We start from the raw sequence: 26,596 nt of genomic DNA on the forward strand, positions 1-26,596 counted from the left end.
CAATGGGAGAAGAAAAGGCGCTTGTTCGATGTACGCAGGTCGACTTTCCCGAGGTTTTGCAGGCGAAATACCTGCATCTGTACATGAATTTTCTGCCGACGAAGGGCTGGCGGTGAAATACATGCAAATATGCAGGTAATTTCAAAGAACAAGCCGAGGTTCCGGCTGATGGAGGTAAAAAGCTGCATAATTGCATCTTTTCGACCTATAGGGGCGAGAGCATTAAAAAATAGATGTATATTTGCAGGCATTGCGGCGAAATAACGTGGGTCGCGGCGCACAACCGAGCGTTGCGGAGCAGACACGAGCGGCCGGCTCATCGGAACGGATGGCGGATGGCGGATGAGCCGGTGACCGGCGTTACAGGCAAATCAAGCTTCGGATTCCCGGCCCAACGCCATCTTTCCTGACGGTTTTATGCGCCTTTAGTCCGCCGCGGCCGCCGCGTCGTCCTTCAAAGCGTCCGCGTGCCCACCGCAGCTCTCGCGCACGACCAGCTCGGAGGGAATGACGACGTTTTGCGGCGCCCGGTCTTTCTTGCGGCCGAGCAGCTTCAGCATGAGACGCGCGCCTTCCTTGCCGATCTCGTACAGGTTGGTCGTGGCGGAGGAGATGCCGTACTTGACGGCGGCGGCGCTGTTCTCGAAGCTGACGATCGCGAGGTCGCTGGGCACCGAGACGCCGTGCGCCCTGGCGTAGTCGATGACGCCGACCGCCTGCGCGTCCCGTCCCGCGACGAGTGCCGTCGGCGGCTCCTTCAGCGTCAGGAAGCGTTCCGCGGCCTTGTAGCCGCTCTGTTCCTTTTCGTCGCCGATGTACAAATAGTCGTCCCTAAGCCGCAGTCCCGCTTCCTCCATCGCGTCCTTGAAGCCCTCGTACCGGTCCTCGCATACCAGGTAATTAAGCGGTCCGGGACTGATGAAGGCGATCCGGCGATGGCCGAGTCCGAGCAGATGGCGCGTGTTTTTATACGAGATCTCGTAATTGTCCACGTCCACCGAGTTGACGCGGTTCGCTTGACTGTTGCTTCCTACGATGACGACGGGGAAATTTTGTTCGGTCAGCTCTTCGATCGTCTGAAAATCGTGTTCGGGCAAGCAGATCAGCACGCCGTCCATCGCCCGCTCGCGCATCAGCTTGACGAGCTTGGGCGTCTTGGTCTTATGGCCGAGACTGTCCCAAGCGAGCAGCAGATTGTAATCCTTGTGGTCGAGCACCTCGCCGATTCCCTGCAGCAGGTCGTTGAAGTTATTGTTGCCGGAAAAGGAGAAGAAGTCGGTGGCGGGATGCGGCGTGAACAGGCAGACGGTGTTCGTCTTGCGCGTCACGAGTCCGCGGGCCGCGGAATTCGGCTGGTAGTTCAGCCGCTTGATGACTTCCATGATGCGGGCCTTCGTCTCGGGGGCGACGGGCGCCGTGCCGTTAAACGCGAACGAGACGGTCGAGATGGAGACGCCGGCTTCCCGAGCTATATCTTTGATTGTAACCATCGGCTGCAACCTCGCTTAAAACGTTTTTATAAATATAGCATAAATCATGCGTATATAGGCATCGAATTCATCCAAGCATGCCGATTTTGGTAGCGTTTTAATAGGCGTTTTTCTCAAAAACCCTTATGCGACGCGGTTTTTTTTGAGTAATAAAAACGTTTTATTTTAATGTTGAGAATACGTTGCGGAAAATGCTATGCTGAATGTGCAAGGAAAAAGAAAGGGCTTACAGCGCGGAAAACGAGCACGGGGGCAATCGTCAACGGAGACGAATTCCGTAATCGCGGCATTTATTCTCGAATTTAAGCGCTGTATGGCACCAGTGAATAAAAACGTTTTACTAAAAACTCATTTGGAAAGGGGAACTTCACAAATGAATGTTCGTCAAAAAAACGGCTTTGCTGCTCGCTTCCTCGCTCGCCGTCGCTTCGCTCTCCGCCTGCTCCGGCTCGAAAGGCAACGGCAATGCTTCGCCCTCGGCTTCGGATGCCGGGGCATCTTCATCCGTATCCGCCTCCGGAACCGCTTCCGCATCGGCCGGCGAGCCCAAAGCCAAGAAGACGATCGTTTTCTCCACGATCACCAACTACTATACGGCAGGCCTCCAGCTGGCGGCGGAAGATTATCAGAAGCTTCATCCGGAGACGACCGTCAAGATCGACATCGTGTCCGACAACACGACCTACCAGACGTCCTTCCAGGCCAAGATGGCGGCAGGCGGCGACGATGCGCCGGATATCGTGCACGCCAACCTGCTCGGCGATACGCCGGCCAACAACGTGAAGAAGGGCTACATCCTGAAGCTGAACGATTTCGTGAAGGCGCCCAATGCCTACAACAACGGCACGACGCTTTACGACGGCATCAACGGCGATTACTGGCCTTACGCGTACACCTCCGACGGCGACATTTTCATGCTGCCGTTCGATCTGGTCGGCACGGGCTTTTATTACAACAAGGACCTGTTCGCGAAGGCCGGCATTACCGAGGCGCCGACGACCTGGGAAGACCTGTTCGCCGACCTGCAGAAGCTCAAGGACCAGAAGATCATCCCGCTCTCGATGTCGCAGGCGACCGGCTCCGACTACGAAGGCTGGATGGTGGGCGCTTTCGAGGACTGGGCGAACCGTTCCCTGATTCCGGACATCCTCGTGCAGCCGGGTGACGCCCGCAATACGCCTGAAGTCGAGGCGATCAACGGCAAAGTCAAATACGATCCGGCCAATCCGTTCTTCGACATCGGCGCGGTCGTCGACGCGGAGCGGACGATGGCGCTGTGGAAGTCGGGCAAATACGATCTGCTGGGTCCGGCAGAGCAGAAAATCTGGTCCACGCTGAAGCAATTGTCGACTTATCTGCAGCCCGGCTACGCGACGATGAAGGACGCCGACGCGTATCAGCTGTTCATCTCGGGCAAGGCGGCCGCCTACTGGAACGGCAGCTGGCAGGTCGGCCAGATTCTCAAGGATCAGCAGGCGCTGGGCGACAAAGGCTTCGAATGGGGCACCTTCAAGTTCCCCCGGCTTCAAAGAAGCCGATCCGAACTTCCCGGGCGACCCGCGCGGTATTCTCGTGCCGGGCCACCAGATCGCCGTCACCGCCAAGAAGGACGCCGACACGGTCGCGCGCGCCGAGGACTTCCTGCAATTCCTTTACTCGCCCGACGAAGCGCAAAAGGTGTTCACGACGACGATTGACGCCGGCCAGTTCGTACAGGGGCCGAGCCTTGTCAAGGGCGTCACGCTGCCGGATGTCGTCAATTCGTATCTGGACGGCTTTAAGGTCGCCGGCAACATGAACGGTTCGATCGGACAGATCGCCAACGGCAACCCGGCCGGCGAACCGAACGCGACCGCCGAAGGGAAGTCGCTGGAGCTGCAATACTACAACGACAAGATTACGCTCGAGCAGTTCCTGCAGAAGAAAGCGGATTTTACGAAAAAGACCAACGAAAAGTACATCGCGGACAACAAATTCGACCTCGACCCCAAGACCAATCCGTAAACCCGCGCGCAAGCGGTCCGGCGGGCGCCCGACGGCGCTCCCGACCGCCAGGGCCGGCGCGAGTCCCGCTTCCAAGGAGCTGATGCCATGAATACGGCGCGATGGAAAAGATACGGGCTTTCCTATTTGTTTTTGTTGCCCTCTTTTTTTGTTTATCGTCGTCTTTCTTTACTATCCCGTCATTCTCGCGTTTTTCCATTCCTTTACCGATTGGAATCTCGTGCAGTCCAAGTGGACCGGGCTGCATAACTTCCGGACCATGTTCGGCGATTCGAGCTTCCGGACAGGCGCCGTCAACCAAGTTATCTACACGCTGACGGACGTGGTCAAAGCGATCGTATTTCCGTTGATCGCCGCGGAGCTGATCTTCTTGATCGGCGGACCGAGAATCAAATATACGTTCCGAACCGGCTTCATCCTGCCGATGCTGCTGCCCGGCATCGTGACGATCCTGCTGTGGCAGAACATTTACGACCCGAACAACGGTTTGCTCAACCAACTGCTGACGCTCGTAGGCCTGGAGAGCTGGGTTCACGCATGGCTTGGCGAGGACAGCACCGCGCTATGGGCGATCGTTTTTTACAATTTCCCGTTTATCGCCGGCCTTCCGTTCCTGATCTTCTACGCGGCCATCGGCAACATGAGCCAGGAGCAGATCGAGGCGGCCCGGATCGACGGCGCGAACGGCTGGCAGGTTTTCACCCGAATTCATCTGCCGTTCCTCGTGCCTCAATTCAAAGTGGTGACCATTCTGACGATCATCGGCAGCCTCCAAGACTTCGTCAAGATCATGGTTATGACGGGCGGCGGCCCCGGCGTCGCGACGACCAACCCGGCGATGATCATGTACAACGCCGCGTTCGGCAGCTCGCAGTACGGCTACGGCTCCGCGATCGGCGTCTCGTTGTTCCTCGTTATTCTCGCGCTGACGCTGTTTAATATGAAGTTTCTCAAAACCGACTACTCAGGAGGTCCTGCCATGACCGCGCGCATGTCGAAATGGGCGGGCTCCGCCGTGCTTGTTGCGCTTCTCGTCGCGACGCTCGTGCCTTTTTTTCTGCTGATCTACTTCTCGTTCAAGGACCAGATTGAGATTCTCGTCGATTTCTGGGGTCTGCCGTCCACGCTCAAATGGGAAAATTATTCGGCCGCCTGGGACGCCGTCAAAGCCAGCATCGGCCATTCGTTATACGTCTGCTTTGTCACCGTGCTGGGCGCCGTGCTGCTCGGTTCGCTGTCCGGCTTCGTTTTCGCCCGGCACCGCTTCCCTTTGCGCGGCTTGCTGTACCTGATGCTGATCGGCGTCATGATGATTCCCTCGCTGCTCAATATCGTGCCGCTTTACGCGATTATCAACAATCTGGGCTTCACGAACAGCTACCTGGGTCTGATTCTGCCCTACATCGCAGGCACTCAGCTGCTCGGCATCATGCTATGCCGCACCTTTTTACGAGTCGCTGCCGCAGGAGCTGTTCGAGGCGGCCCGGATCGACGGCGGCGGCGAATTTTACGTCTACTCCCGAATCGCGCTGCCGCTGAGCCTGCCGATCCTCGTCACCGTCGCGATCGTCACCTTCCTTGCGGTATACAGCGATTACCTGTGGCCGTTTATCGTGCTGAGCCAGGAGCACCAGACGTTCACGATGGCCGCGGTCGGGCTCAACCGGTCGGGACGGACGGACATCGGACTGTCCTTCGCCGCCTATATCGTCGGCAGCGTGCCGACGATCCTGCTCATTCTGTTCGGCATGAAGTACTACATCGAAGGCATGGTCACCGGCGCCGTGAAGGCGTGAGCGCGTACCGAATTGCCCGGAAAGAGGCTGACTGACCTTGGACATCGCTAACAACCGCGCGCTTCCCAAGTGGATCTGGCATCGGGAACGCCATCAACAACGCAGCTTGACGCTGATCGCGCATCTGAATATGGACGCGCCCGTCGAAGGGGCCGCGTTTCGCGCGGCGCTCACGGGCGAGGCCGTCGTCCGCTGGAACGGCGACATCGTCGGCCGCATCGCCGAATCTCCGTCCGCGGCCGCGGCGTTTACGAGCGTCGCCGGCTTCCCCGCGTCGATCCCGGCGGGCCGGCACGCGCTGAGCGTCGAGATCGTGGCGAACGACGTCTATCCGATCGCCGACGTCAACGCCTACCTGCACGCGCGCACGGTCGGTTTTATCGGATTTGTCGAAGGCGAAGGGCTATGGCTGCCGAGCGGCGAGGACTGGCTCGCGGACGGAGAGCGCGCCGACGTCGTCGCCCTGCTCGGCGAGGAGCCGTTCGGCGACCTCGAGTCGTCGCCGGATTGGTTCGTGCGCGGCGGCTACGGCGACATCGCCGCGACGCCGCTGGAAGATCCGGCCGTGCCGGAACGCTCAAGCGTGGACGCATCGCCCGCGGGCGGCGGCGCCTGGCGCTTCGGCGGCACGCTGGCCGGTATCGGCGGAGCGCCGCTGGAGGAGCCGGTGCCCGAGCGATTGGAGCTGTTCTACCACCTCCGCAAGCAAAACGAATGGAAGCTTCGCCGGGCGGCGCAGCGGCGGCTCGATCTCGCCGCGCTGCCGCAGGCGACGGTCGATCTCGGGCGCGAGCATAATGCGCGGATCCGGCTCGTCAACGAAGGGACCTCCGCGATTACCGTGCTCTGGAACGGCGCGGAATCGATGCAGGAGCTGGAGCGCTACGACGGCTGCATTACGGAATGGTTCAGCGCCGTGCCGGGCGAGTCGCTGCATACGCTGCCGCAGGGCATGCGCTTCGTGCGCCTGTTTTTCCTCGGCGAGGCGGGGGCGGCGTTTGCCGCGTCGGTTCGCTTCGAGGCGGTGCAGGTCGCGTTGGAGCAGACCGGCTCGTTCGCGTCGGACGCGACCCGATTGCCGCTCGTCTATGACGTATCCGCCCATACGAGCCGGATTTGCCATCAGATCGGGCTCTGGGACGGCATCAAGCGCGACCGGCTCAACTGGACGTTCGACCTGTACATGGCGGCGCGCTCGTGCTATTTCCTGTGGGACGACAAGGCCGTCATCCGGCGCGCGCTTCGCGAGCTGGGAGAGGGCACGCCGCATGGCAAATGGATGAACGGCATCTGCGAGTACACGCTGTGGTGGATTCAGGCCGTGGCCGAATATGTTTTTTATACGGGAGACCGCGCGTTTGCGCTGGAAATGAGCGAACCGCTGCGGCGTCATGCGGGATGGGTGTTCGAAAATACGGATGAATCGACGGGCCGGCTGTCGCCGGAGGGCAGCATCCTGATCGAATGGGTGCCGCTTACCGAGGAGGAACGGGCTTCGGGGCTGCAGGCGATCTACGGCATGACGCTCTCCGCGCTGGGCAGGCTGTCGGCGGATCTGCCGGCGCTCGGTATCGGACGGCTGCCTCCGCAGCCGCTGACGCACGAGGACGAATTCATGCGTCCGGACAACCGGCTGGCGGTAAAAGCGCTCGGCATCTCGGCCGGCATGGTGGGCGAGGCGCGGGCGCGGGCGTTTCTATCGAGCTACGAGCTGGCCGATCCGGTGACGCCGCTGTCCGCCTACCAGTTCGCCGAATGCTGCTCCCGGTACGGCATGCACGAACGCGCCTACGGCATCATCGAGCAGGTCTGGGGCGGCATGCTTGACCGCGGCGCCACGACCTTTTTGGGAGACCTACACCGATGCGTACGCGGGGGACGACTACCACGACGCGCTGACGACCTACGAGTCGTACGGCTCTTACCGGATCAGCCTGTGCCATTCCTGGTCGAGCACGCCGGTCAAGTGGATCTCCGAGACGGTGCTGGGCGTGACGTGCTTGTCGCCGGGGTTCGCGGCGGTTCGCTTCGAACCGACGGCGGTCGGCGGCATCGCAAGCTGCTCGGGCACCGTGCACACGCCGCGCGGTACGATCGCCGTCTCCTGGCGGCGCGAGACGGGAGGAGAATTGACGGGCGAGATTCACGTTCCGGAAGGCGTCGAGGTCGTTGTCGCAGGCGTCGCGGCGAGGGTTCGCCGGGGCGGCGAATCGTTGGAGGCGCAGTCGGAGAGGAGCGGATCGAGATGAGCGGCCTGCTGCAGGAACAGTTCGAACGTCCGCCCGTCGATTACCGCGGCAAGCCGTTCTGGTCCTGGAACGGCGAGCTTCGGCAGGAGGAGCTGATCCGCCAGATCGGCGTCCTCAAGGAGATGGGCTTCGGCGGCTTTTTCATGCATTCGCGGACGGGGCTGGCGACCGAATACATGGGCGAGGAATGGATGAAGCTCATCAACGCGTGCGCGGACGAAGCCGAGGGGCTTGGCATGGAGGCGTGGCTGTACGACGAGGACCGGTGGCCGAGCGGGACCGCCGGCGGACTCGTTACGCGGGAGCCCGATTACCGCAGGAAGTTCATCCGGCTGCGCGTCAGCGGCGCGGAGGCATTCATTCCGCCTCAGGATCCGCCGCTTGCCTTGTTCGAGTGCGCGCTTGACGGACTCGCCGCGATCGAAGTGCGGCAGCTTGCGGACGGAGAGCGGCCCGCGCCAGGCCGGTGGGCGCTTTGTTTCACCGTCGAAGAGCAGGCGAGCGAGAGCTTTTACAATGGCTACACGTACGTCGATACGATGAACCGCGAGGCCGTGGACCGCTTTATCGAGCTGACTCATGAAGCCTACAAGGACGCTTGCGGCGACCGGCTGGGGCGCTCCATCAAAGGCATTTTTACCGACGAGCCTCACCGCGGCGCGCTGCTGGACGGCTTCGGGCTCGCCAATCCCGATCCGGAATGGCTCGCGCCCTGGACGGCGTCGCTGTTTGAACGCTTTCGCGAGCGATTCGGCTACGAGCTGGCGCCGCGGCTGCCGGAGCTGTTCCTGCAGGTCGAGGGCCGCGCCGTCTCGCAGGTCAAGTGGCACTACGCCGAGCTGCTGACCGAGCTGTTCATGGAAAACTTCGCGAAGCCGATCGGCGAATGGTGCGACGCGAACGGTCTCGCGCTGACCGGGCACACCCTTCACGAGGACAGCCTGACGGCCCAGACCGCGATGGTCGGCTCGGTCATGCGCTTTTACGAGCATATGAGCCATCCCGGCGTGGACGTGCTGACCGAGGGCAACGTCAGCTACTGGATCGTCAAGCAGCTCTCGTCCGCGGCGCGCCAGCTCGGCCGGTCCTGGATGATGTCCGAGCTCTACGGCTGCACGGGCTGGCAGATGACGCTGCAAGGACACAAGGCGGTCGGCGATTGGCAGGCGCTGCTCGGCATCAACCTCCGCTGCCATCATCTCTCCTGGTACACGATGGCGGGCGAGGCCAAGCGCGATTATCCGGCGAGCATTTTCTACCAGTCCGCCTGGTGGCGGGAGTACGAGACCGTCGAGACGTACTTCGCGCGGCTCGGACTTTTGCTGTCGCAGGGCGAACCGGCGTGCGAGCTGCTGGTCGTCCATCCGGTCGAGAGCGTCTGGTGCCAGACCTATCCCGGCTGGTCGCGAGGCCTGTCGGCGGTGTCGCCGGCGGTTCAGGAGCTCGAGCGCAAGTTCGAGGCGCTGTACCATCTGTTGGCAGGGGGAACGGATCGACTTCGACTACGGCGACGAGGAAATGATGTCAAGGCTGGCATGCGTCGAAACGGGGGAAGACGGGACGCCGCGTCTTCGGGTGGGCCGCGCGGTCTATCGCGCGGTGCTCGTGTCCGGCATGACGACGATCCGGAGCGATACGCTGCACCTGCTTGAGCGGTTCGCTGCGGCTGGCGGCCGGGTCGTGTTCGCCGGCGAGGCGCCGGGTTACGTGGATGCGCTGCCGAGCGAGGCGTGCGCCGGATTCGCCGACGGCGGGCAGGCGATCCTTTGCGAGCCGGCGCAGTTGCCGTCGCGGCTGCGGGAAAGAGCCGGCATCGGCGCGATCGTGTCCGCGCAGGGCGCGGGCGGCGAGCCGCTGCCGGGCATCCACGCGCAAGTTCGCCGGACGGAAGGACGGACGATCGCGGTGCTGATGAACATGGACAGGGAGAACGGACTGCGCGATGTCACGATCCGGCTGCGGGTGCCGGTGGGCGGCGCACGAACTAGCGGCTCGGGGACTGGCGGAGCGTGGGCGGACGGAGCGTGGGCGAGCGGCTCGAGGGCGAACGACTCGGAGTCGAACAACGCGGAGGCGGGCGGCTCGAGGGCGAACGACTCGGAGACGAACGACGCGGAGGCGACCGGAGCCGGAGCGAACGGAGCGAGGGGAAACGACGCGGATGCGACCGGAGCGGGCGCGATCGACGCGGCCGTCGAGGCGTGGAACTGCCTCACGGGCGAGCGCTTTGCGGTGGATGCTGTCCGCGAGGGCGCCGAGTTGGTCTGGACGACGGATTTCCCGCCGTCCGGCGAACGCGTCTTCGTCGTGACCGACGGGCAGGTCGTCCCGGAGGAGTCGCTGCCTGCGGCGGTCCGGCTGGCCGACGCTGCGGAGGCGCCGCTCCAAGGGCCGTTCGCGTACGCGCTGGAGGAGCCCAACGTTTGCGTGCTCGACCGGGCCGAATGGCGCTTGGACGAAGGGGATTGGCGTCCGGCCGAGGAGGTGCTGCGGATCGACGTCGCGGCTCGCCGCGAGCTCGGGCTGCCCCTGCGGGCGGGCGACATGATCCAGCCTTGGTACCGGCGCAAATATTTGGCCGAATCCTCAGAGAGCGGTGCGCGGCTGTCGCTGCGCTTCGCATTCGAAGTCGAAGTGCTGCCGCAGGGCGAGCTGTATCTGGCAGCTGAACGGCCGGATCTGCTTAAGATTGAACTGAACGGCGTTGCAATCGATATTTCCGCAACTGCAGGGTGGTGGATCGATCCTTGCTTCGTCAAGCTCCGTATTGCGCCGGAGCGGCTGCGGCAGGGCGGCAATCTGCTCGAGGTGTCGGCGGACCTTCACGCCGACTACGATCTGGAGAACCTGTACCTGCTCGGCAGCTTCGGCGTCGTTCTGAACGGGACGCAGCCGACCTTGACGCGTCTGCCGGAGCGGCTTGAGGCGGGTGATGTTGCCGCTCAAGGATTGCCGTTTTACGGCGGGTCGATCGCATACAGGATCAGTCGGGAAGAAGTGGCGCGCGCGTCGGCGAAGCTCCGGGAGGCGGATGCCGGCGGCGAACTGTACGCCGCGTTCGGGGAAGGCGCTGCCGCGATCGTCGTGCGGGAAGTTGAAACGGATGCCGAAGCGGAAGCGAAGGCAGACGCGGTCGCGGGCGGCGAGACGCAGACTGCGGCTCGCAGCGGGGCGCATGCAGCGGCGCAAACCGTAGTCTGGCATCCGTACGAGGTGCCGGTCTCGGGCGAAGACGGGCTAGAAGTGAAATGGATGCTGACGCGCCGCAACACGTTCGGCCCGCTTCACCAACTGCCTGTGCTGACGCCTTATTACGCGCCGGGCAACTGGCTGACGGAGGGCGAGGCGTATAGCGAAGCTTATGCGCTCGTGCCTGGGGGACTGGCGGAGCCTTGCTTGCGATTGAAGTTGCCCGCGCAGTCGCGCAGCCCGGATGGGGCATAGCGGGGAAGGAGGAGCCGGCATGAGCGAGTCCGACGGGCAAGCTTTCCAGGCGCCGGCGCCTGGCGAGGCGCACGCGCTGCTGCGCAGGAATTGGCGGATCGACATCGCGGCCGCGGTCATAAACAGCCTTTGCATCGGCATGATCGTTCCTTATCTCGCGGTCATGGCGCTTCGTTTCGGCGGCGGCCCCTGGCATACGGCCGCGATCGCTTCCGCTGCGGCGGCCGCGAATTTGCTGGCGATCTTTTGGGGGGAAGCTTACGGCGGGATACGGCAGAGTAAGGCTTGTCTTCTTGTTCCACGGCGCGGCCCGTCTCGCGTTGCTGCCGATGGCTTTCGTAAGCGATCCGCTCTCGCTGGCCTTGCTGACGCTGCTCTTTTTTTGCGCTCCAAGGGGTGGCGACGCCCGCGTATGTCGGTCTCATGCGGTCCATCTATCCGGAAGGCAAGCGGGCGACATACATGTCCATCGTCCGGGTGTCGGCCGGGCTGGCGACGCTTGCGGGGACTTACGCATCGGGTAAATGGCTGGCGGACGACTTTCGCACGGCGGCGCTCGTCGGATTCGTCCTCGGTATCGTCGGCATTTGCATGTTCGCGCGCATTCGCGAGCCTGCGGCGCCGCCGGAGGAGACGGCAGCCTCCGGCGGGGCGCGCTGGACGGAGACGCTAAGCGCCCTACGCGCGGACCGCAGCTTCCAGTTGCTGCTCGCCGGCGTATTTATATACGAGTTTTTTATGCTGCTGCCGGCATCCGTCTACCCGGTGTACCAGGTTGGCAAGATGAACCTCGACAACGGGCAGATCGGCTTGATCAGCATGGCGACGACGGCCGCCGCGCTGTTGTTCAATCCGATCTGGGGGCATGTCATCGACAAGCGAACGGCGATCCCGGTCCTGTCCTGGTGCGCGGCGGCGGGCACGCTGCTGCCGCTGGCCTACTGGCTGCTGCCGGGTTTCTGGCCCGCCGCGGCCGGCGCGTTCGCGGTGGGCATCGCTTCGGCGGGCATGGACCTGGCGTGGATGAACTATCTGTCACGCTCGTCGGGGCGCTACTTGTCTTCCTTCAGCGGTATCTATTTGTCGCTGGTCGGCTTCAGGGGCATCGCCGCGCCGCTCATCGGGGCCGCGCTGGCCGAGCGGGCGGGGCTGCAGGCCGTTTTCGCCCTGTCTTTCTTTGCGGGCTGGGCGGCGCTTGTGCCGTTCCTGCTGCTGCTCCCGTCCGTGCGAGGCCGGGGCGGGAGATAGCTCGGGGATCACGAAGAGGGAGCTGTCCTTTCAGTCATGAATACGACTGGGAGGCGGCTCTTTTTCTTTTTGGCGGCGATTCGCAGGCAAGCAAGCGCATTCGGCATGCCGGAGCTTCTCGGACGTGTTGCGCGTCGAAATGCCTGCATTTGTACAGGTATTTTCTTCGTACCAACGACACGCGATAGAAAAGATGCAAATATGCAGGCAAATCCATAGCATAAGCCGAAAATGGGGCTGAGGAAGCAAAATAAATGTATATTTGCATCAATTCAGTCTAAAAAAAGTCGAGATCGGCGAAAAAAGATGTAGATTTGCAGGCTTTGCGGCGAAAGAACACGAAAGAACGACGCGGGCGACGAAATGCGGCCAATTGGAGCGGCTGTCGAATGGGTGGCGTGACATTATTGCGCAATTTGGCGTTATGATCGGGCATTCCGTCAGCGCGAGCGGGCGATCGGACGGTGGGGGTGCGCACTACGTCAGCAGCGGCCAGGCGATCGCACGGTAGCGGTGGCGCACCCCGTCCATGTCGGAATGGCGAGCAGATGTTGGGGGGTGGGCATCCTGTCAGCGGCGGACGGGCGAGCGACGGAGATGCGTCCGTGGCTTTGAGCATTACCTCCGGTAGAGACCGCCGCCGCTACGGCGCGATCGGAGGCCCCGCGTAGCCGAGCTTCCGCGAGATGTCGTGAGCCGTCTGCTTGACGGTGCGGATGAGCTCGGGCAGGCGATCCTCGCCGAACCGGACCTCCGGACCGGCGATGCTGAGCCCGGCCGCCATTCGTCCGGCATGATCGAAGATAGGCGCGCACAGCTCCGCCGTGTAGTTTTCCAGCTCGGAGCGGCTGAAGCTGTATCCCGTTTTCCGCGTCAAAGCCAGCGTCTCCCGCAGCTTGTCCATGCTGACGATCGTGCCGTCGCCGATCTTCTCGAGCCGGACCTCGCTCAGGTAACGTTCCCGCTCCGCATCGGGCATGAAGGCCAGCAAAATCCGCGACGAGGCGCCCGCGTACAGCGGCGCCTTTCTGCCAATCTTGGTGAACAGCCGCACGGGATGGTCGGTGTCCAGCTTCTCGACGTACATCGAGAAGTCGCCGTCGCGTACGGCGAGGTGAACGGCCTCGTCGATGGCGTCCCGCAGCCGCAGCATGGCAGGCGCGGCGACATTGCGGATATCGAGCCGCTCCGCGACGAGGTTGCCGAATTGAAGGAACAGCAGGCCGAGCGCATACACACCGTCCGCATCCTTAGTCAGGAAGCCCATGTCCATGAGCGAGCCGACCATCCGATGAGCGGAAGACTTGGGGACGCCGGACAGCCGGATGATATCGTTCATGGCGAGCTTGTTATGATTTAAAAACAAATTCAATAGATCCATAGACTTGATAACCGTCTTGTTTTTACTTTTGTTATCCACGACTTCCTCCTGAATACCGCTCCGATGCGCATCCGGCCTTCCGGCTTTATTCGGTAAGTATAACCTGAACCTGCAGCGCTTGGGTATGCGATTGTTGTCATCCGACGCCAAGATGCGATTTCCTACTTGCTATTTTTTAATTACCTACTATAATGATCGTATTAAAAAGATTTGAAATTTGGGATTGTAATCCCGAAATTCGGGACGAATCACACAGGATTCATTATACAAGGTGATGGTGAAATTGGAAGGGTTGGCCGGCAACTACGAAAAATACGGCGAAGTCGAGGCCAAACTGCTGCCGCTCGGCGACTCGGCGGTCACGGTGCAGCTCGGCGAGACGATCTGCCGCAGGACGCACGACCGGGTGCGGCAGTTGGCGGAGCATCTGGAGCGGCATCGCTTCCCGGGCATGATCGAATACGTGCCCGCGTTTTTGTCCGTGACGGTATACTTCGACCCTCTTGAGGCGCTGACGGGACTCGGCGGCCATGTCGATACTGACGGGCAAGCCGATCCGCTCGGCGTGGTCGCGGATTGGCTCGGCGAGCAACTGGCCAAGCTGGAGAACGCCGCGCAGACCACGCCCAGAGTAACTGAGATTCCCGTCTGCTACGGCGGCGAGCTCGGTCCCGATCTGCCCGAAGTGGCGGCGACCCACGGATTGACCGAGCAAGAGGTCATCGACATTCATACCTCCGCCGACTATCTCGTCTACATGCTCGGCTTCGCGCCGGGCTTCGCCTACCTCGGCGGGCTGCCGCAGCGCATCGCCACGCCGCGCAGGCAGACGCCGAGGCTCTCGATTCCTGCGGGAACCGTCGGCATCGCCGGCGACCAGACGGGCGTGTATCCGATCGCGACGCCCGGCGGCTGGCAGCTCATCGGCAAGACGCCGGAGCCGCTGTTCCTGCCGGACGCCATGCCGCCGACGCTGCTGCGGGCGGGGGGATATCGTCCGGTTCCGGCCCATCTCCCGGGATGAATTCGACAGTCGGGAGGCGGCGCGGGCATGAGCATGATTATCGTGAAGCCCGGGCTGCTCACGACGGTTCAGGACCTCGGCAGGTACGGCTCCCAGCATTTCGGCGTGATCGTCGGCGGCGCGATGGACGCCTTCGCGCTGCGGATCGCGAACCTGCTGGTCGGCAACGACGAGAACGCGGCCGGGCTTGAGATCACGATGCTGGGGCCGGAGATTTACTTCGCGGAGGCCGCGCTCGTCTCCGTCTGCGGCGGCGACCTATCCCCGCGGCTGAACGACCGGGAATTGCCGCTGTGGAAGACGATCGTCGCGCCGGAAGGCAGCGTCCTGCGGTTCGGACCCGCGAGACTCGGCTGCCGCGCTTATCTGGCGATCGCGGGCGGCATTGATGCGCCGGCGAAGATGAACAGCCGCTCGACCTATCTGAGAGCCGGCATCGGCGGCTGGGAAGGCCGGGCGCTGCAGAAGGGCGACCGGCTCCCGGTCGGAGCGCCACGCGAGGCCGGCAAAAAGCTGGCGTCGCTGCTCGCGGACGAAGCGCAGGCGGACGGCGTCGCGTTCAGCCGCTGGTCGGTCGCGCCGGATCTGCTGCCTGCCTATACGCCGAATCCGGAAGTGCGGACGGTCGCGGGCCAGGAGCTGGCTTTATTCGAAGAGGAAAGCGCGGAGCGGTTTTTCGCCGGCGCCTTCAAGGTGCGGACCGATTCCGACCGGATGGGCTACCGGCTGTCCGGCGAAGGAGACGCGCTGCGGCTGCGGGAAAAACGGGAGCTCGTCTCCTCGGCGGTGACGTTCGGGACGGTGCAGGTGCCGCCCGACGGCCAGCCGATCGTCCTGATGGCGGACCGGCAGACGACGGGCGGGTACCCGAAGATCGCGCAGGTCGCGTCCGCAGACCTGCCTTTGCTGGCCCAGACCAATCTGGGCGGCACGGTCCGGTTCCGGCCCGTCTCCTTGCAAGAGGCGCAGCGGTTGTATCTGGTACGCGAGAACGGAATTCGAACGCTGCGCAGCGGGCTGGAACGCATGCAGGCCAGCGGGAACGGGAGGGTGCAAGCCGATGGCAAACGATAAGGTGCCGAAGCTCTCGATACGGGATTTGGCCGTTGAATATCACTCGAAGGGACAGCGGACCGTCGCGCTCCGGGGCGTCGATCTGGACGTGAAGGACGGCGAGTTCGTCTCCGTCGTCGGCCCGAGCGGCTGCGGGAAGTCGACGCTGCTCAAGGTGGCGGCCGGTCTGCTGCAGCCGGCGGCGGGTGCCGCTTATATTGACGGCAAGCCGATCGACGACGTTCCCGACGGGGTCGGCATGGTGTTTCAGAACGACGCGCTGCTGCCCTGGAAAACGGTGCTGCACAACGTCCGGCTGCCGCTGGCGATCAAGGGACTGCCCGACAAGGAGCAGGTCGCGGAGGCGAACCGGCTGCTGAAAATGGTCGGACTCGAAGGCTTCGCGAACTTTTATCCGAAGCAGCTGTCCGGCGGCATGCGCAAGCGGGTCGCGCTCGCGCGCACCTTCGCCTACGATCCGGACATCTACCTGATGGACGAGCCGTTCGGCCCGCTCGACGCGCAGACGCGCGTCAAGATCGGCGAGCAGTTCCTTCATATCTGGGAGTCGGTCGGCAAAAGCGTGCTGTTCATCACGCACGACATCGAGGAAGCGATCGCGCTGTCCGACCGCGTCATCGTCATGACGGATCGCCCCGGGCGGATCAAGGCCGAGTTCGACATCCGGCTCGCGCGGCCAAGGCCTTTTTTACGACATCCGGTTCGATCCGGTATTCAAAGAGCTGCAAAGGGAAATCTGGACGCAGATGTCCGGCGGCGGGACGGGAGGGATCGACTGATGGCTGCAGCATCGAAGCGCGCGACCCGCTCGGGCTTTCGCGAACGCGAGTATTCCAAGACGTCCGTATGGGCCGGCCGCATCGTCGTGTTCGTGCTGCTGATCGGGGCATGGGAGCTGCTGTCCGGCCGCGCGTTCAACGCTTTCTGGCTGAGCAAGCCTTCCCTCATCGCCCGCCGCATCGTCGAGATGCTCGGGGACGGCGATCTGTGGTATCACATGAGCGCGACGCTGCAGGAGGCGATCGCCGGCCTCGCGATCGGGATGGTCGGCGGCACGCTGCTCGGCATCGGGCTTGCGTTCAGCGGCATTTTCGAACGGTGGATCTATCCGTACATGATGGCGCTCTACAGCCTGCCCCGCGTCTCGCTGGCGCCGCTGTTCATCGTATGGTTCGGCATCGGACTGTCCTCCAAGATTCTGATGGTCACGGCGATGGTTATCTTCGTTGCGTTCTACAACGCGTTCGAGGGCATGCGCAACATCGACAAAGACCTGATGGACATGATGAGCACCTACAAGGCCAAATGGTCGCACAAGCTGCGCTGGGTCGTGCTTCCGTCGATCACCGTCTGGATATTGACGAGCATCCGGCTCAACATCGGCATGGCGCTGATCGGTTCGGTCATCGCGGAGCTGGTCGGCTCCAACCGCGGACTCGGCTATTACATCACGTATTCCTCCAACATGCTGGATACGACGGGCATTTTCACCGGACTCGTGCTGATCATGCTGATCGCCGTCGTCCTCGAGCAGTGCGTGCTGCTGCTGGAACGCGTCCTGCTCCGTCACCGCTAAGGGGGAATTGGACGCCCGGCATTCGGACGCACGATACACCCGACATTACGCTGGACCCGACGAACGGAGCGGCTTGATATATAACCAGGCACAAGCTCGATATTCCAAGGAGGGCTATTCCGTGAAAAAGAAAAAATCTTTCGCGCTGCTGCTGCTGTCGATCATGCTGGTCGTCCTGTCCGCATGCGGCAATTCCAACTCTAATGCGGGTGCAAGCTCCGGTGCGGGCGCTACGGCATCGGCTTCGCCGTCCGCCTCGGGCAGCGGCGATTCGTCTCCTGCGGCGCCGGCCGGCGGCAAGATCCGCCTCGGCCTCGTCGGCGGCGGCATGACGCCGCTCGTCGCCCAGATCGGAATCAACGACGGCTCGTACGAGAAGGCCGGCATCGAAATCGACGAGAAAGACTTCACGGCCGGCTCCGATATGGTGCAGGCGCTCGTCGGCGGCAGTCTGGACGTCGTGCTCGGCTCCTACGAGCACGTGCTGCGCCAGATCCAGAACGGCCTCGGCGTCAAGGCGTATGCCGAGATCTTCAACGGCGTGGGCTACTCGCTCGTCGTGAAGAAGGACGCGCCTTATCAATCGCTGGCCGATGTGAAAGGCAAGACGCTCGCCGTCACCAAGGTCGGCAGCCTGTCCGACACGGGCCTGCGCGAAGGCTTGAAGGAAGCCGGGCTTGATCCGGAAAAAGACGTGAAGCTCATCAACGGCGGCAGCGGGGCGACGATGCTGGCGGCGATCGAGAGCGGCCAGGCGGCCGGCGGCATGGTGTCCGAGCCGACGCTGTCCCAGATGGTCGCCACCGGCAACTATCGCGTGCTGTACGATCCGCCGTTCGAATTCGCGGGCATCGTCATCATGGCGAAGACGGACTGGGTCGCCAAAAACCAGGATTTGATGAAGCAATTCCTGCAGGTCACCACCGAAGTCAACGCACGCGCGCAGCAGGATCCGGACGCCGCGGCGGCCACCGTGCAGAAGCTGTTCGACAAGGTCCCGGCCGACGTGCTGAAGAAGGCCGTCGCCACCCAACTGACCAAGGTGCCCGAAGGGCTGAAGGTGACCGAGGGCGGCGCGGACTACGTGCAGAAGACGCAGCTTGACCAAGGCATTTTGAAAAAGGAAATTCCGTTCGCCGACGCAGTAGATTCCTCTTTACTTCCCTAACGAACAGGAGATGGCAGCATGGCCCAGGATCTGAGGACGTACCTCCGCCAGCTGGCGGAATTCGACAAGCGCAGCGTGCGGCTCGTGGACAAGGAGGTCGATCCCCGCTTCGGGATCACCGGCTACGCCGCGGCGCTCGCGGAGAAGGGACAATACCCGTCGCTGCTGTTCAATAACGTCAAAGGCGCCGAGTTCGCCTGCGTGTCCAATCTGCTGACGGAATACGAGCGCATCGCGCTGTATCTGGGCTGCGAGGTGCAGGACATCCCCCGGGTGTACGGCGAGAAGCTCCAGAAGCCGATCGATCCGGTCGTCGTCGAGCGGTCGCAGGCGAAGGTCAAGGAGAACGTCGTCGCGGAGCAGGACGTCGACTTGGGCAAGCTGCCGATCCCCGTGCACAACGAGCTGGACGGCGGTCCGTATTTGTCTGCGGGCGTCATGATCATTCGCGATCCCGAATCCGGCTTGATCAATGCGGGCATCTACCGGCACCAGATTTTTAACGCGACCGACATGGGCGTCTGGTTCCTGGGCGCGCATCACGGCGGCCTGATCTACAAGAAGTACAAGAAGATGGGCAAGCCCGCGCCGATCGCGATCGCGCTCGGCCATCACCCGGGCTTCGTCATGGGCTCGGTGTCGCGGGTGCAGGGTATCGGCGGCGAGTACGAGGCGGCCGGCGCGCTGATGGGCGAAGCGCTGGAGCTCGTCCGGGCAGAGACGTCCGACCTGCTCGTCCCCGCGCATGCGGAGATCATCCTCGAGGGCGAGATTTTGCCGGACGAGGATCATGCGGAAGGGCCGTTCGGCGAATGGCCGGGACACTACCTGGGCGGCGGCTCGGTGCCGACGATCCGCATCAAGCGGATCACGCACCGCAACAACGCGATCTTCCAGGACATCGTCGCTTCGAGCCGGGAGCATCTGGTCGTCGGCGGCGTGCCGCGCTCGGGCAGCATCTACCAGACCGTCAAGGAGGTCGTGCCGAGCCTGAAGACCGTGCACGTGCCGTTCTACGCCCGGATGCACTGCTACATCTCGCTCCACAAGGAGCGGGAAGCCGACGTGAAAAAGGCGGCGTTCGCCGCGCTCAACACCGAGCAGGAAAATCTGCGGCACATCGTCGTCGTGGACGACGACATCGACGTCTTCAAGGGCGAGGAAGTGGCGTGGGCGATCGGCACCCGCTTCGACGCGGAGCGCGATCTGCTGGTCATCCCCAAGTGGAACGGACCTGGCGGCCTGCTGCCGACCAACTGGGAATACAGCAAGGAAGGCAAGAACACGCCGCGCATGTCCGCGGCCGCGATCGTCGACGCGACGAAGCCGGCGCCGCCGATCGTGTTCCCGAAGCGCGCCGTCGTGCCGCGCGAGCATATCGAGCTGGCCGACCTGGACGCGCTGTCCGAGCCGGGGACGGACGGGCTGGACAAGTGGCTCTAATCTGTAAAAAAAGCAGTTTAAAAGCAGCGCCGTCGGTGCCGCGCTCCGGTCTTGAAGTGCCGGGGCGCGGCCGCCGTACGGCGACTCTTCGTCTGCGCGCGACGGAAGCGTCTCGCGCGCGGACGAGGGGCCGCGGACGGGCGGCATTCAATATCCGTTCCGGGCGGCCGGGCGCGCCATGCATCGGCCGACGGGACGCAGCGAGAGGAAGGAACGCCTGCGATGAAAACGGTGGATCTGAATTGCGATTTGGGAGAGAGCTTCGGCGCCTACAAGCTGGGGCGGGACGAAGAGATTCTGAAGTACGTGACCTCGGCGAACATCGCCTGCGGGTTCCATGCCGGCGATCCGGCGACGATGCGCCGGACGGTGCGCCTGGCGCTGGACAACGGCGTCGCGCTCGGCGCCCATCCGGGGCTGCAGGACCTGATCGGCTTCGGCCGCAGAGACATGGACATCAGTCCAGACGAGGCGTACGACCTGGTCGTCTACCAGCTCGGCGCGCTGTGGGGCTTCGTACAGGCGGAAGGCGCGAAGCTTCAGCACGTGAAGGCGCACGGCTCGCTTTACAACATGGCGGCGCGCAATGCCGGACTCGCCGGCGCGATCGCCGAGGCAGTCTATCGCGTCGATCCGTCGCTTATTCTGTTCGGCCTCGCGGGCAGCGAGCTGATCGCGGCGGGCGAGCGCGTCGGCTTGCGCACGGCGAGCGAAGTGTTTTCCGACCGGACGTACCAGTCCGACGGCTCGCTCACGTCCAGACGGCTGCAGGACGCGGTCATCACGGACGAGGACCGTTCGCTCGCCCAGGTCGTCCGCATGGTCGCCGAGGGCAAGGTGCTGACGCAGCAGCAGGTCGACGTCGCCATCCGGGCGGACACGATCTGCGTGCACGGCGACGGCGTGCGCGCCGTCGAGTTCGCCAGCAGAATCAGGAGCAAGCTGTCCGAGTCCGGCATCGAGGTGCGGGCTTTCGGCGGCTGATCGCTTCATACAAAACGAACGACAGAGAGGAGCGGCGCGCGTGGATGCGATTCAGCTGCAAACCGATGTATTGATCGTCGGCTCGGGCGCGGCCGGCATGATGGCCGCCAGAGCCGCGGCGGACGAAGGGGCCGACGTCATCCTGACGGACAAGAGCCTGATCGGCCGCGGCGGCGCCACGATCCTCGCCCAGATGACGGTCGCGGTGGCGCTCGGCGAAGCCGAGCCGGACGACGCGGACGTCCACTTCGAGGATACGATGAAGGGCAGCCGCGGGCTGGCCGATCCGGAGATCGTGCGCGCGATCGTCGATCGCGGCGCGGAGGTCATTCTGGAGGCCGAAGGCTATGGCGTAAAGTGGGCTCGGACGCCTGACGGCAAGCGCTCGCAGGCATTTGCGCCGGGCCACTCGCGGGCACGCTGCGTGTACGTGGATATATTGAACACGGGCGGCGCGACGTCGAACGGCCTGAAGCGGGCGATCTGGAAGGACGAGAAGATCCGCCGGCTCAAAAACGTGATGATCACGAAAATCGTCGTCGAGGACGGCAAGGCGGTCGGCGCGGTCGGGTTCGAGATGGAGGGCATGAGGCCAGTCGGCATCTCCGCGGGCTCGGTCATTCTGGCGACCGGCGGCCTGACCGAGGTATACGAGCGCAACAGCGCCTCGACGAATATGACCGGCGACGGCTACGTGCTGGCCGCGGAGGCCGGCGCGGAGCTGCGGGACATGGAGATGGTGCAGTTTTTCCCGATCGCCCATCTGTTCCCGCCGCTCGTCGGCATCGATCCGATCATGTGGGACCCTTTCCGCTACAAGCTGGGCGGGCGGCTGCTGAACGGCGAGCATGAAGAATTCATGCACCGCTACAACGGCGAGGTCGGCGGCAAATACACGGCGGCGCGCGACCAGACGACGCTCGCGATTTTCCGCGAGGTCGAGGCGGGGCGCGGCTCTCCGCACGGCGGCGCGTACCTGGACTTCACGATGGTGCCGGAGGACAAGCTGAAGGAAGCGTTCGGTCCGGTCATCGACATCCTGCGCAATCAGGGCGTCGACCTGACGAAGGACATGGTCGAGGTAGCGCCGATGGCGCACTTCATGCTGGGCGGCGTACGGGTAGATGCGCAGATGCGCACGCGCGTGCCGGGTCTGCTGGCTTCGGGCGAGCTCATCTACGGCATGCACGGCGCGAACCGGCTGTCGGGCAACGCGATCACCGAGGCGCTCGTGACCGGGCGGATCGCCGGGGAGACGGCGGCGCGCGCGCGCGCAGGCAGAGATGCGGATGCCGAAGCGATCGTCGGCCGGGCGCTGGAAGCGGAGCGGCGGCGGCTTGCGGCGTTCTGGCATCCCGCCACGGTCGAGCGGGACAGCGCCTCGCTGCAGGCGTTCAAGCGCAAGCTGCAGCGGATCATGTGGAAGGGCGCGGGACCGCTGCGCACGGAGGAAGGCTTGACGGCCGCGCTGGCAGAGGTGCGGGCGCTCCGGCCGGAGCTGGACGCGATCGCGCTGGCGCAGCCGGGCAAGCTCGCGCTGCCGCCGGTCGAGAAGCTGGAGGCCGACCATATGCTGAAGGTCGCGGAAGCGATCGTCATCGGCGCCTTGCAGCGGAAGGAATCGCGCGGCGCGCACGTGCGGCTCGATTACGAGGAGACGCTGCCTGCCGCCGAGAGCTACAGCCTGTCGCTCGACGGCGAATCGGGCGGCTGGACGCTGACGGAGGCGCAGCCCCCGGCGAGCGTCTGATGCGATTGTCCGATAAGGAAGGAGAGGAAGCGAACATGTCCGACATCAAGCTGCAGGTGACGCGCGGAGAAGCGGGCGCAGAGCCGGCCGTCGTCTCGTACGACGTGCCCTACCGGGAAGGCATGAGCCTGCTCGACGCGATCTTCTGGATCCGCGAGCACCGCGATCCGTCCCTGACCGTGCGCTATTCCTGCCGATCGGCCAACGCATGCAAGGAATGCACCGCGCTCGTGGACGGCAAGGCCGGCTTCCTGTGCAGCATTCGCGCCAAGGCCGGCAGCGAAGTTCGCGTGGAGCCGCTCAAGGGGCGTCCCTGGATCCGGGATCTGGCGACGGAGCTGGATTAATGAATCGGGACCGATAGATCCGAACGGATAGATCTTGCTTCATTGTGAAGCGTTTTGTAAATCGATTGCGGAAAAAGGAAGGAGCGGACGGACCATGACCCAACCGAAGCTGACGGTCGCGATGTCGGAGAGCGACCGCACGCTCAAGCTGCTGTCCGGCGCCCGTCGTCCGGCCGGCTTCGAGATCGAAGCCAAGCGGGAAACGGTGGAGCAAATTTTTATCAACCAAATATCCGAGGCGGCGTACGACGTGGCCGAGCTGTCGCTCGCTTCGTACTTGATCGCCAAGGGCGGCGGAGATACGCGTCTGACGGCCATCCCCGTCTTTCTGTCGCGTTCGTTCCGGCACAATGCGATCTACGTGCGCGCGGACAGTCCGCTGCGTCATCCTTCCGAGCTGAAGGGCAAACGCTTCGGGTTTCCCGAATTCCAGATGACGGCGGCCGTGTGGGTAAGAGGCATGTTCCGCGAAGAGTGGGCGATCCGCGGCGACGAGCTGCAGTGGTTCACGTTCCGTCCGGAGCGGGTGCCCGTGGACATCCCGGCTACGCTCGCGGAGGGCGACATCTTCGAAGCGCTGGCGGAAGGACGCGTCGACGCGGTCATGTCGGCGCGCCGTCCGCCGGCGCATCTGTTCCCGGCTTCGGGCGAGGGCGGCGTCATCCGCCGGCTCATCCCGAACGTGTGGGACGAGGAGCGGGCGTATTACGAGCGCACCGGCATTTTTCCGATCATGCACCTGGTATCGCTGAGGACGGAGACGGTGGAGCGCCATCCGGAGCTGCCTCGTCTCCTGTACGAGCTGATGCTCGATATCAAGAACCAGGGCATCGCCGCGCAGCTCGAAACGATCAAGAACAACAGCTCCGACCCGTGGGGCTGGGAGTCGGTGGAGCGCTCGTCGAAGCTGATGAACGACGATATCTGGCCTTACGGCGCGTCCGCCAATTGGTCGCAGATCGGCAAGTTCATGGGTTATTTGCGCGAGGACGGCCTGCTGAAGCGGGGACTGGCGCCGGAGGAAGTTTTCCACCCGTCGGTCTGGCATACCTGAGTCAATATTATCCATAGGGGATAGGAGAGGGATGCGATGAGCGCCTCCAATCAACAAGATCAGCAGCTCTGGATGCCGGAAGAGCCCCAGAATCTGCCGGACAGCCCGCTGTCGCGGGCGTTCTCCCAGCCGCTCATGCTCGGCTTGTTCCTGCCGCTGCAGACGGGGGGGCTGGTCCCAATCGACGCTGCCGCGGGGCACCGACTGGTCGTTCGAGTACAACAAGCGGCTGACGCAGCAAGCGGAAAACTTAGGCTTCGACATCGCCTTCGGCCTGTCGCAATGGCTGCCCAAGGGCGGCTTCGGCGGAGAGACCGGCTACCGGGAAAACTTCCTCGACCCGTTCGTGTCCGCGGTCGCGCTCGCGTCCGCGACGCGCCGCATTTTGCTGATGGGCACCATTCACATTTTGTACGGGCCGTGGCATCCGATGCATCTGGCGAAGTTCCTGGCGACCGCCGACCATATCTCGCAGGGCCGCTTCGGGGCGAACATCGTGACGGGCTACGCGGAGAACGAGCCCAAGATGTTCGGCGTCACCCGCGGCGATCACGACCGTCGCTACGCGCAATCCGCCGAGTTTACGCGTATCTGCAACGCGCTTTGGTCCGGCGTGGACAACCTGACTTACAAAGGCGAGTTCTATAACCTCGAGGAGGCGTACGTCTCCCCGCGTCCGCTGTACGGCCGCCCCGTGCTGGCGACGGCTTCGGGTTCGCCTGCGGGCTTCGACTACGCGTCCAAGTATTCCGACGTCGTGTTCGTCTCGAGCCCGGCCGGCGAGAAGCTCGCCGACGCGCTGCCCAAGCTGCCGGCGCACGTGGCGACGGTCAAGAACGCCGCAGCCGCGCTCGGCCGCAAGATCCGCGTCATTATCAACCCGACGATCATCGTGCGTCCGACGCGCGAGGAGGCGTTCGCCTACTATCAGGCGATCATGGACCACGCCGATCTCGGCGCGATCGGCAGCTTCTCGGCGCGCCACAAGGCCGGCGACAGCCAGTCCTGGCTCGAGCATAGCGCCAGAGGGCGCGCCGTGGGCGGCCATCTGCACGTCGTCGGCTCGCCGGAGGACGTCGCGGAGCAGCTCGGCCAGCTTCACGCGGCGGGCATCGACGGCATCCAGATCACGTTTTACGATTACGAGCCGGAGCTCGTCTACTTCGGCGAGAGCGTCATCCCGCTGCTCGAGCAGGCCGGTCTGCGGCATGCGGTGCAGCCGGAGGCATGACCCGCTAACGATTTCCGTGACTCCGCAATTTCCGCAACAACCGAAACAAAGAGGCTCCGAGCGGAGCCTCTTTGTTTTATCGTACCGCCGGTCGGGACGAAATGCTCCCGTCCGTCTTGCCCGCCGGCGAGCCGGCTGGAGCAAGGCGACATTATGCCTGTTTCTTAACTTCGCCATCCCGCGGCGCCGGGCCGCAGGTTTGCCCTTCTACCAGCCTCACCTCGAGTACGCGCGCCGATCCTTCGACTTCCCCCCTCTTCAATGCTGCGTGCCAGATATTCTGCCGCAATATCGCCCAGCCGTTCGAACTGCGTATCGATATAAGTCAGCGCACCAGGGAAAATATGGCCCCAGCCGGTCTGAACGCCGCTGAGGACCGACAGGTCTTCGGGGATGCGCAAGCCCAGCTCGTCGGCCGCTTTTTTTGACGCCGATCGCGAGCAGATCGTCCGCCGTGAAAATAGCGGTCGGTCTCTTGGGCGAGGTCAACAGTCGCAGCGCTTCCACATAGCCCGCCGCGAAGGTCAAATCGGTCTCTGCCTCGAGGATGAGCGGCTGTTCCGCCGAATGCGCCGCAGCGCATGCGGTTACACCCTGTCTGAGATCTTCCGACAGGGTCATATCGGCCGGCCCGTTAAGGAAACCGATCCGACGGTGGCCGTAATCGATCAGATGGGCCGTCGCCAGACGGCCCGCTTCGACATTGTCCACGTCTACGTAGGGGATCTGCTCCGTCTGCAGGCCGGGGCGCCCGACGATGATGAACGGAATCTTCTCTGTCAGCAGGCTGATCAGCTCCTCGTTGGATACCGAGGGGCAGGTCAGGATGAGCCCGCCGACCTGGCGTTCCTTGTACAGTCTGGCGAACAGTCGCCCCGAATCCTCGCGCGTCAACGAGGTGAAGAGCTGCATGATATAGTCATGTTGCGAGCAGAACTGGCAAACGACGGACGATAGCGTCGAGAAAAACAGGTTCTGCCGCACCTGATCCGCCGAAAACGGCATGTATAACCCGATGGTTTTGACGCGCTTGTTGGCGAGAAATCGGGCGGTGATATTCGGATGGTAGTCAAGAATCTTGATGGCGCGCTGTACCTTGTCCAGCGTCTTGGAATTGACGAGCGTCGGTTCATTGATTACGCGCGATACGGTTTGTCGCGATACGCCCGCAAGCTTGGCGACGTCATTGATTGTACTGGCCATTCTGTATTTCCCCTCTAATATGAGATCGTTAACATGGGTATGAATGGTATTTCTATAGACTAATTGTTTTATCTTTAAAATACAACATTCGGAATGGAATCAGAAGCTTCGGGTCGAATTTAATGTGATC

20 protein-coding genes and 1 pseudogene are annotated in these 26,596 nt (G+C 63.2%); 17 read left to right on the plus strand and 4 right to left on the minus strand.

Going from position 1 to position 26,596, the window contains the following annotated elements:
* Positions 1-425 precede the first annotated feature (425 nt).
* Complete coding sequence (locus tag OMP40_RS13360; protein WP_277531918.1) at positions 426-1,490, minus strand: LacI family DNA-binding transcriptional regulator; 1,065 nt, start codon at positions 1,488-1,490, stop codon at positions 426-428.
* A gap of 377 nt (positions 1,491-1,867) precedes the next feature.
* On the opposite strand from OMP40_RS13360, the gene OMP40_RS13365 reads away from it, so the two are divergent.
* The 7 genes and pseudogenes from OMP40_RS13365 (at position 1,868) to OMP40_RS13385 (ending at position 12,231) form a co-directional block, all read left to right on the plus strand.
* Positions 1,868-3,187, plus strand: coding sequence for an ABC transporter substrate-binding protein (locus tag OMP40_RS13365; RefSeq protein ID WP_277531919.1), 1,320 nt, complete (start codon positions 1,868-1,870; stop codon positions 3,185-3,187).
* Positions 3,168-3,494, plus strand: a complete 327-nt coding sequence (locus OMP40_RS13370) for a hypothetical protein (protein ID WP_277531921.1) — start codon at positions 3,168-3,170, stop codon at positions 3,492-3,494. Before OMP40_RS13365 ends, OMP40_RS13370 begins: the two co-directional genes overlap by 20 nt.
* Positions 3,495-3,642: 148 nt before the next feature.
* Complete coding sequence (locus OMP40_RS43095) at positions 3,643-5,325, plus strand: ABC transporter permease (protein ID WP_277531922.1); 1,683 nt, start codon at positions 3,643-3,645, stop codon at positions 5,323-5,325.
* 1,956 nt (positions 5,326-7,281) lie between these two features.
* Positions 7,282-7,539, plus strand: a complete 258-nt coding sequence (locus OMP40_RS41665) for an alpha-L-rhamnosidase C-terminal domain-containing protein (RefSeq protein ID WP_420871971.1) — start codon at positions 7,282-7,284, stop codon at positions 7,537-7,539.
* Positions 7,540-8,078: 539 nt separating this feature from the next.
* Positions 8,079-8,879: pseudogene (locus OMP40_RS41670) on the plus strand (glycosyl hydrolase); the annotation flags it as partial.
* A gap of 178 nt (positions 8,880-9,057) precedes the next feature.
* A complete protein-coding gene (locus OMP40_RS41675) occupies positions 9,058-10,983 on the plus strand; it encodes a hypothetical protein (RefSeq protein WP_420871926.1) in 1,926 nt (641 codons plus the stop codon).
* 396 nt (positions 10,984-11,379) lie between these two features.
* A complete protein-coding gene (locus OMP40_RS13385; protein WP_277531925.1) occupies positions 11,380-12,231 on the plus strand; it encodes an MFS transporter in 852 nt (283 codons plus the stop codon).
* Positions 12,232-12,874: 643 nt separating this feature from the next.
* Here the strand turns inward: OMP40_RS13385 and OMP40_RS13390 are convergent.
* Positions 12,875-13,612, minus strand: a complete 738-nt coding sequence (locus OMP40_RS13390) for an IclR family transcriptional regulator (protein WP_277533171.1) — start codon at positions 13,610-13,612, stop codon at positions 12,875-12,877.
* A 274-nt stretch (positions 13,613-13,886) separates the two neighbouring features.
* On the opposite strand from OMP40_RS13390, the gene pxpB reads away from it, so the two are divergent.
* From pxpB to OMP40_RS13440, 10 genes are all read left to right on the plus strand, one after another.
* Positions 13,887-14,636: a 5-oxoprolinase subunit PxpB gene (pxpB, locus tag OMP40_RS13395; protein WP_338131164.1), complete on the plus strand. Its 750-nt coding sequence runs from the start codon at positions 13,887-13,889 to the stop codon at positions 14,634-14,636.
* A 27-nt stretch (positions 14,637-14,663) separates the two neighbouring features.
* The gene (locus OMP40_RS13400) at positions 14,664-15,710 is read left to right on the plus strand and encodes a 5-oxoprolinase subunit C family protein (protein WP_277531930.1); all 1,047 of its coding nucleotides are present in this window, start codon (positions 14,664-14,666) and stop codon (positions 15,708-15,710) included.
* Positions 15,697-17,286, plus strand: coding sequence for an ATP-binding cassette domain-containing protein (locus tag OMP40_RS13405; protein ID WP_277531932.1), 1,590 nt, complete (start codon positions 15,697-15,699; stop codon positions 17,284-17,286). Before OMP40_RS13400 ends, OMP40_RS13405 begins: the two co-directional genes overlap by 14 nt.
* 121 nt (positions 17,287-17,407) lie before the next feature.
* Positions 17,408-18,454 (plus strand): ABC transporter substrate-binding protein, encoded by a 1,047-nt coding sequence (locus tag OMP40_RS13410; RefSeq protein ID WP_277531933.1) that lies wholly within the window; start codon positions 17,408-17,410, stop codon positions 18,452-18,454.
* Between the two features lie 18 nt (positions 18,455-18,472).
* On the plus strand, positions 18,473-19,897 hold the full coding sequence (locus tag OMP40_RS13415) for a UbiD family decarboxylase (protein ID WP_277531935.1): 1,425 nt from the start codon (positions 18,473-18,475) through the stop codon (positions 19,895-19,897).
* 222 nt (positions 19,898-20,119) lie between these two features.
* On the plus strand, positions 20,120-20,881 hold the full coding sequence (locus OMP40_RS13420) for a LamB/YcsF family protein (protein WP_277531938.1): 762 nt from the start codon (positions 20,120-20,122) through the stop codon (positions 20,879-20,881).
* Positions 20,882-20,921: 40 nt separating this feature from the next.
* Entirely contained in the window at positions 20,922-22,631 is a 1,710-nt protein-coding gene (locus tag OMP40_RS13425) for an FAD-binding protein (protein ID WP_277531940.1), read from the plus strand.
* Positions 22,631-22,978: a 2Fe-2S iron-sulfur cluster-binding protein gene (locus OMP40_RS13430; RefSeq protein WP_277531941.1), complete on the plus strand. Its 348-nt coding sequence runs from the start codon at positions 22,631-22,633 to the stop codon at positions 22,976-22,978. Before OMP40_RS13425 ends, OMP40_RS13430 begins: the two co-directional genes overlap by 1 nt.
* 94 nt (positions 22,979-23,072) lie before the next feature.
* Entirely contained in the window at positions 23,073-24,032 is a 960-nt protein-coding gene (locus OMP40_RS13435; RefSeq protein WP_277531942.1) for a substrate-binding domain-containing protein, read from the plus strand.
* Between the two features lie 262 nt (positions 24,033-24,294).
* Positions 24,295-25,263: an LLM class flavin-dependent oxidoreductase gene (locus tag OMP40_RS13440; protein ID WP_420871972.1), complete on the plus strand. Its 969-nt coding sequence runs from the start codon at positions 24,295-24,297 to the stop codon at positions 25,261-25,263.
* A 164-nt stretch (positions 25,264-25,427) separates the two neighbouring features.
* Here OMP40_RS13440 and OMP40_RS41680 read toward each other — a convergent pair whose 3' ends face one another.
* Together OMP40_RS41680 and OMP40_RS13445 are read right to left on the minus strand one after the other, a co-directional pair.
* The gene (locus OMP40_RS41680) at positions 25,428-25,607 is read right to left on the minus strand and encodes a hypothetical protein (protein WP_420871973.1); all 180 of its coding nucleotides are present in this window, start codon (positions 25,605-25,607) and stop codon (positions 25,428-25,430) included.
* The gene (locus OMP40_RS13445) at positions 25,522-26,466 is read right to left on the minus strand and encodes a LacI family DNA-binding transcriptional regulator (protein ID WP_277531944.1); all 945 of its coding nucleotides are present in this window, start codon (positions 26,464-26,466) and stop codon (positions 25,522-25,524) included. The genes OMP40_RS41680 and OMP40_RS13445 overlap by 86 nt, the downstream gene beginning before the upstream one ends.
* Positions 26,467-26,596 lie beyond the last annotated feature (130 nt).

The sequence above is a fragment of the Cohnella rhizosphaerae genome (genome assembly GCF_029525575.1).
Taxonomy (GTDB): domain Bacteria; phylum Bacillota; class Bacilli; order Paenibacillales; family Paenibacillaceae; genus Cohnella; species Cohnella rhizosphaerae.

Coding starts and splice junctions, on each gene's coding strand:
- OMP40_RS13400 (WP_277531930.1), top strand. CDS start 14,664: ATGAGCATGATTATCGTGAAGCCCGGGCTGCTCACGACGGTTCAGGAC.
- OMP40_RS13415 (WP_277531935.1), top strand. CDS start 18,473: ATGGCCCAGGATCTGAGGACGTACCTCCGCCAGCTGGCGGAATTCGAC.
- OMP40_RS13435 (WP_277531942.1), top strand. CDS start 23,073: ATGACCCAACCGAAGCTGACGGTCGCGATGTCGGAGAGCGACCGCACG.
- OMP40_RS13405 (WP_277531932.1), top strand. CDS start 15,697: ATGGCAAACGATAAGGTGCCGAAGCTCTCGATACGGGATTTGGCCGTT.
- pxpB (WP_338131164.1), top strand. CDS start 13,887: ATGGTGAAATTGGAAGGGTTGGCCGGCAACTACGAAAAATACGGCGAA.
- OMP40_RS41675 (WP_420871926.1), top strand. CDS start 9,058: ATGATGTCAAGGCTGGCATGCGTCGAAACGGGGGAAGACGGGACGCCG.
- OMP40_RS13390 (WP_277533171.1), bottom strand. CDS start 13,612: ATGGATCTATTGAATTTGTTTTTAAATCATAACAAGCTCGCCATGAAC.
- OMP40_RS13430 (WP_277531941.1), top strand. CDS start 22,631: ATGCGATTGTCCGATAAGGAAGGAGAGGAAGCGAACATGTCCGACATC.
- OMP40_RS13445 (WP_277531944.1), bottom strand. CDS start 26,466: ATGGCCAGTACAATCAATGACGTCGCCAAGCTTGCGGGCGTATCGCGA.
- OMP40_RS13360 (WP_277531918.1), bottom strand. CDS start 1,490: ATGGTTACAATCAAAGATATAGCTCGGGAAGCCGGCGTCTCCATCTCG.
- OMP40_RS13365 (WP_277531919.1), top strand. CDS start 1,868: ATGTTCGTCAAAAAAACGGCTTTGCTGCTCGCTTCCTCGCTCGCCGTC.
- OMP40_RS13420 (WP_277531938.1), top strand. CDS start 20,120: ATGAAAACGGTGGATCTGAATTGCGATTTGGGAGAGAGCTTCGGCGCC.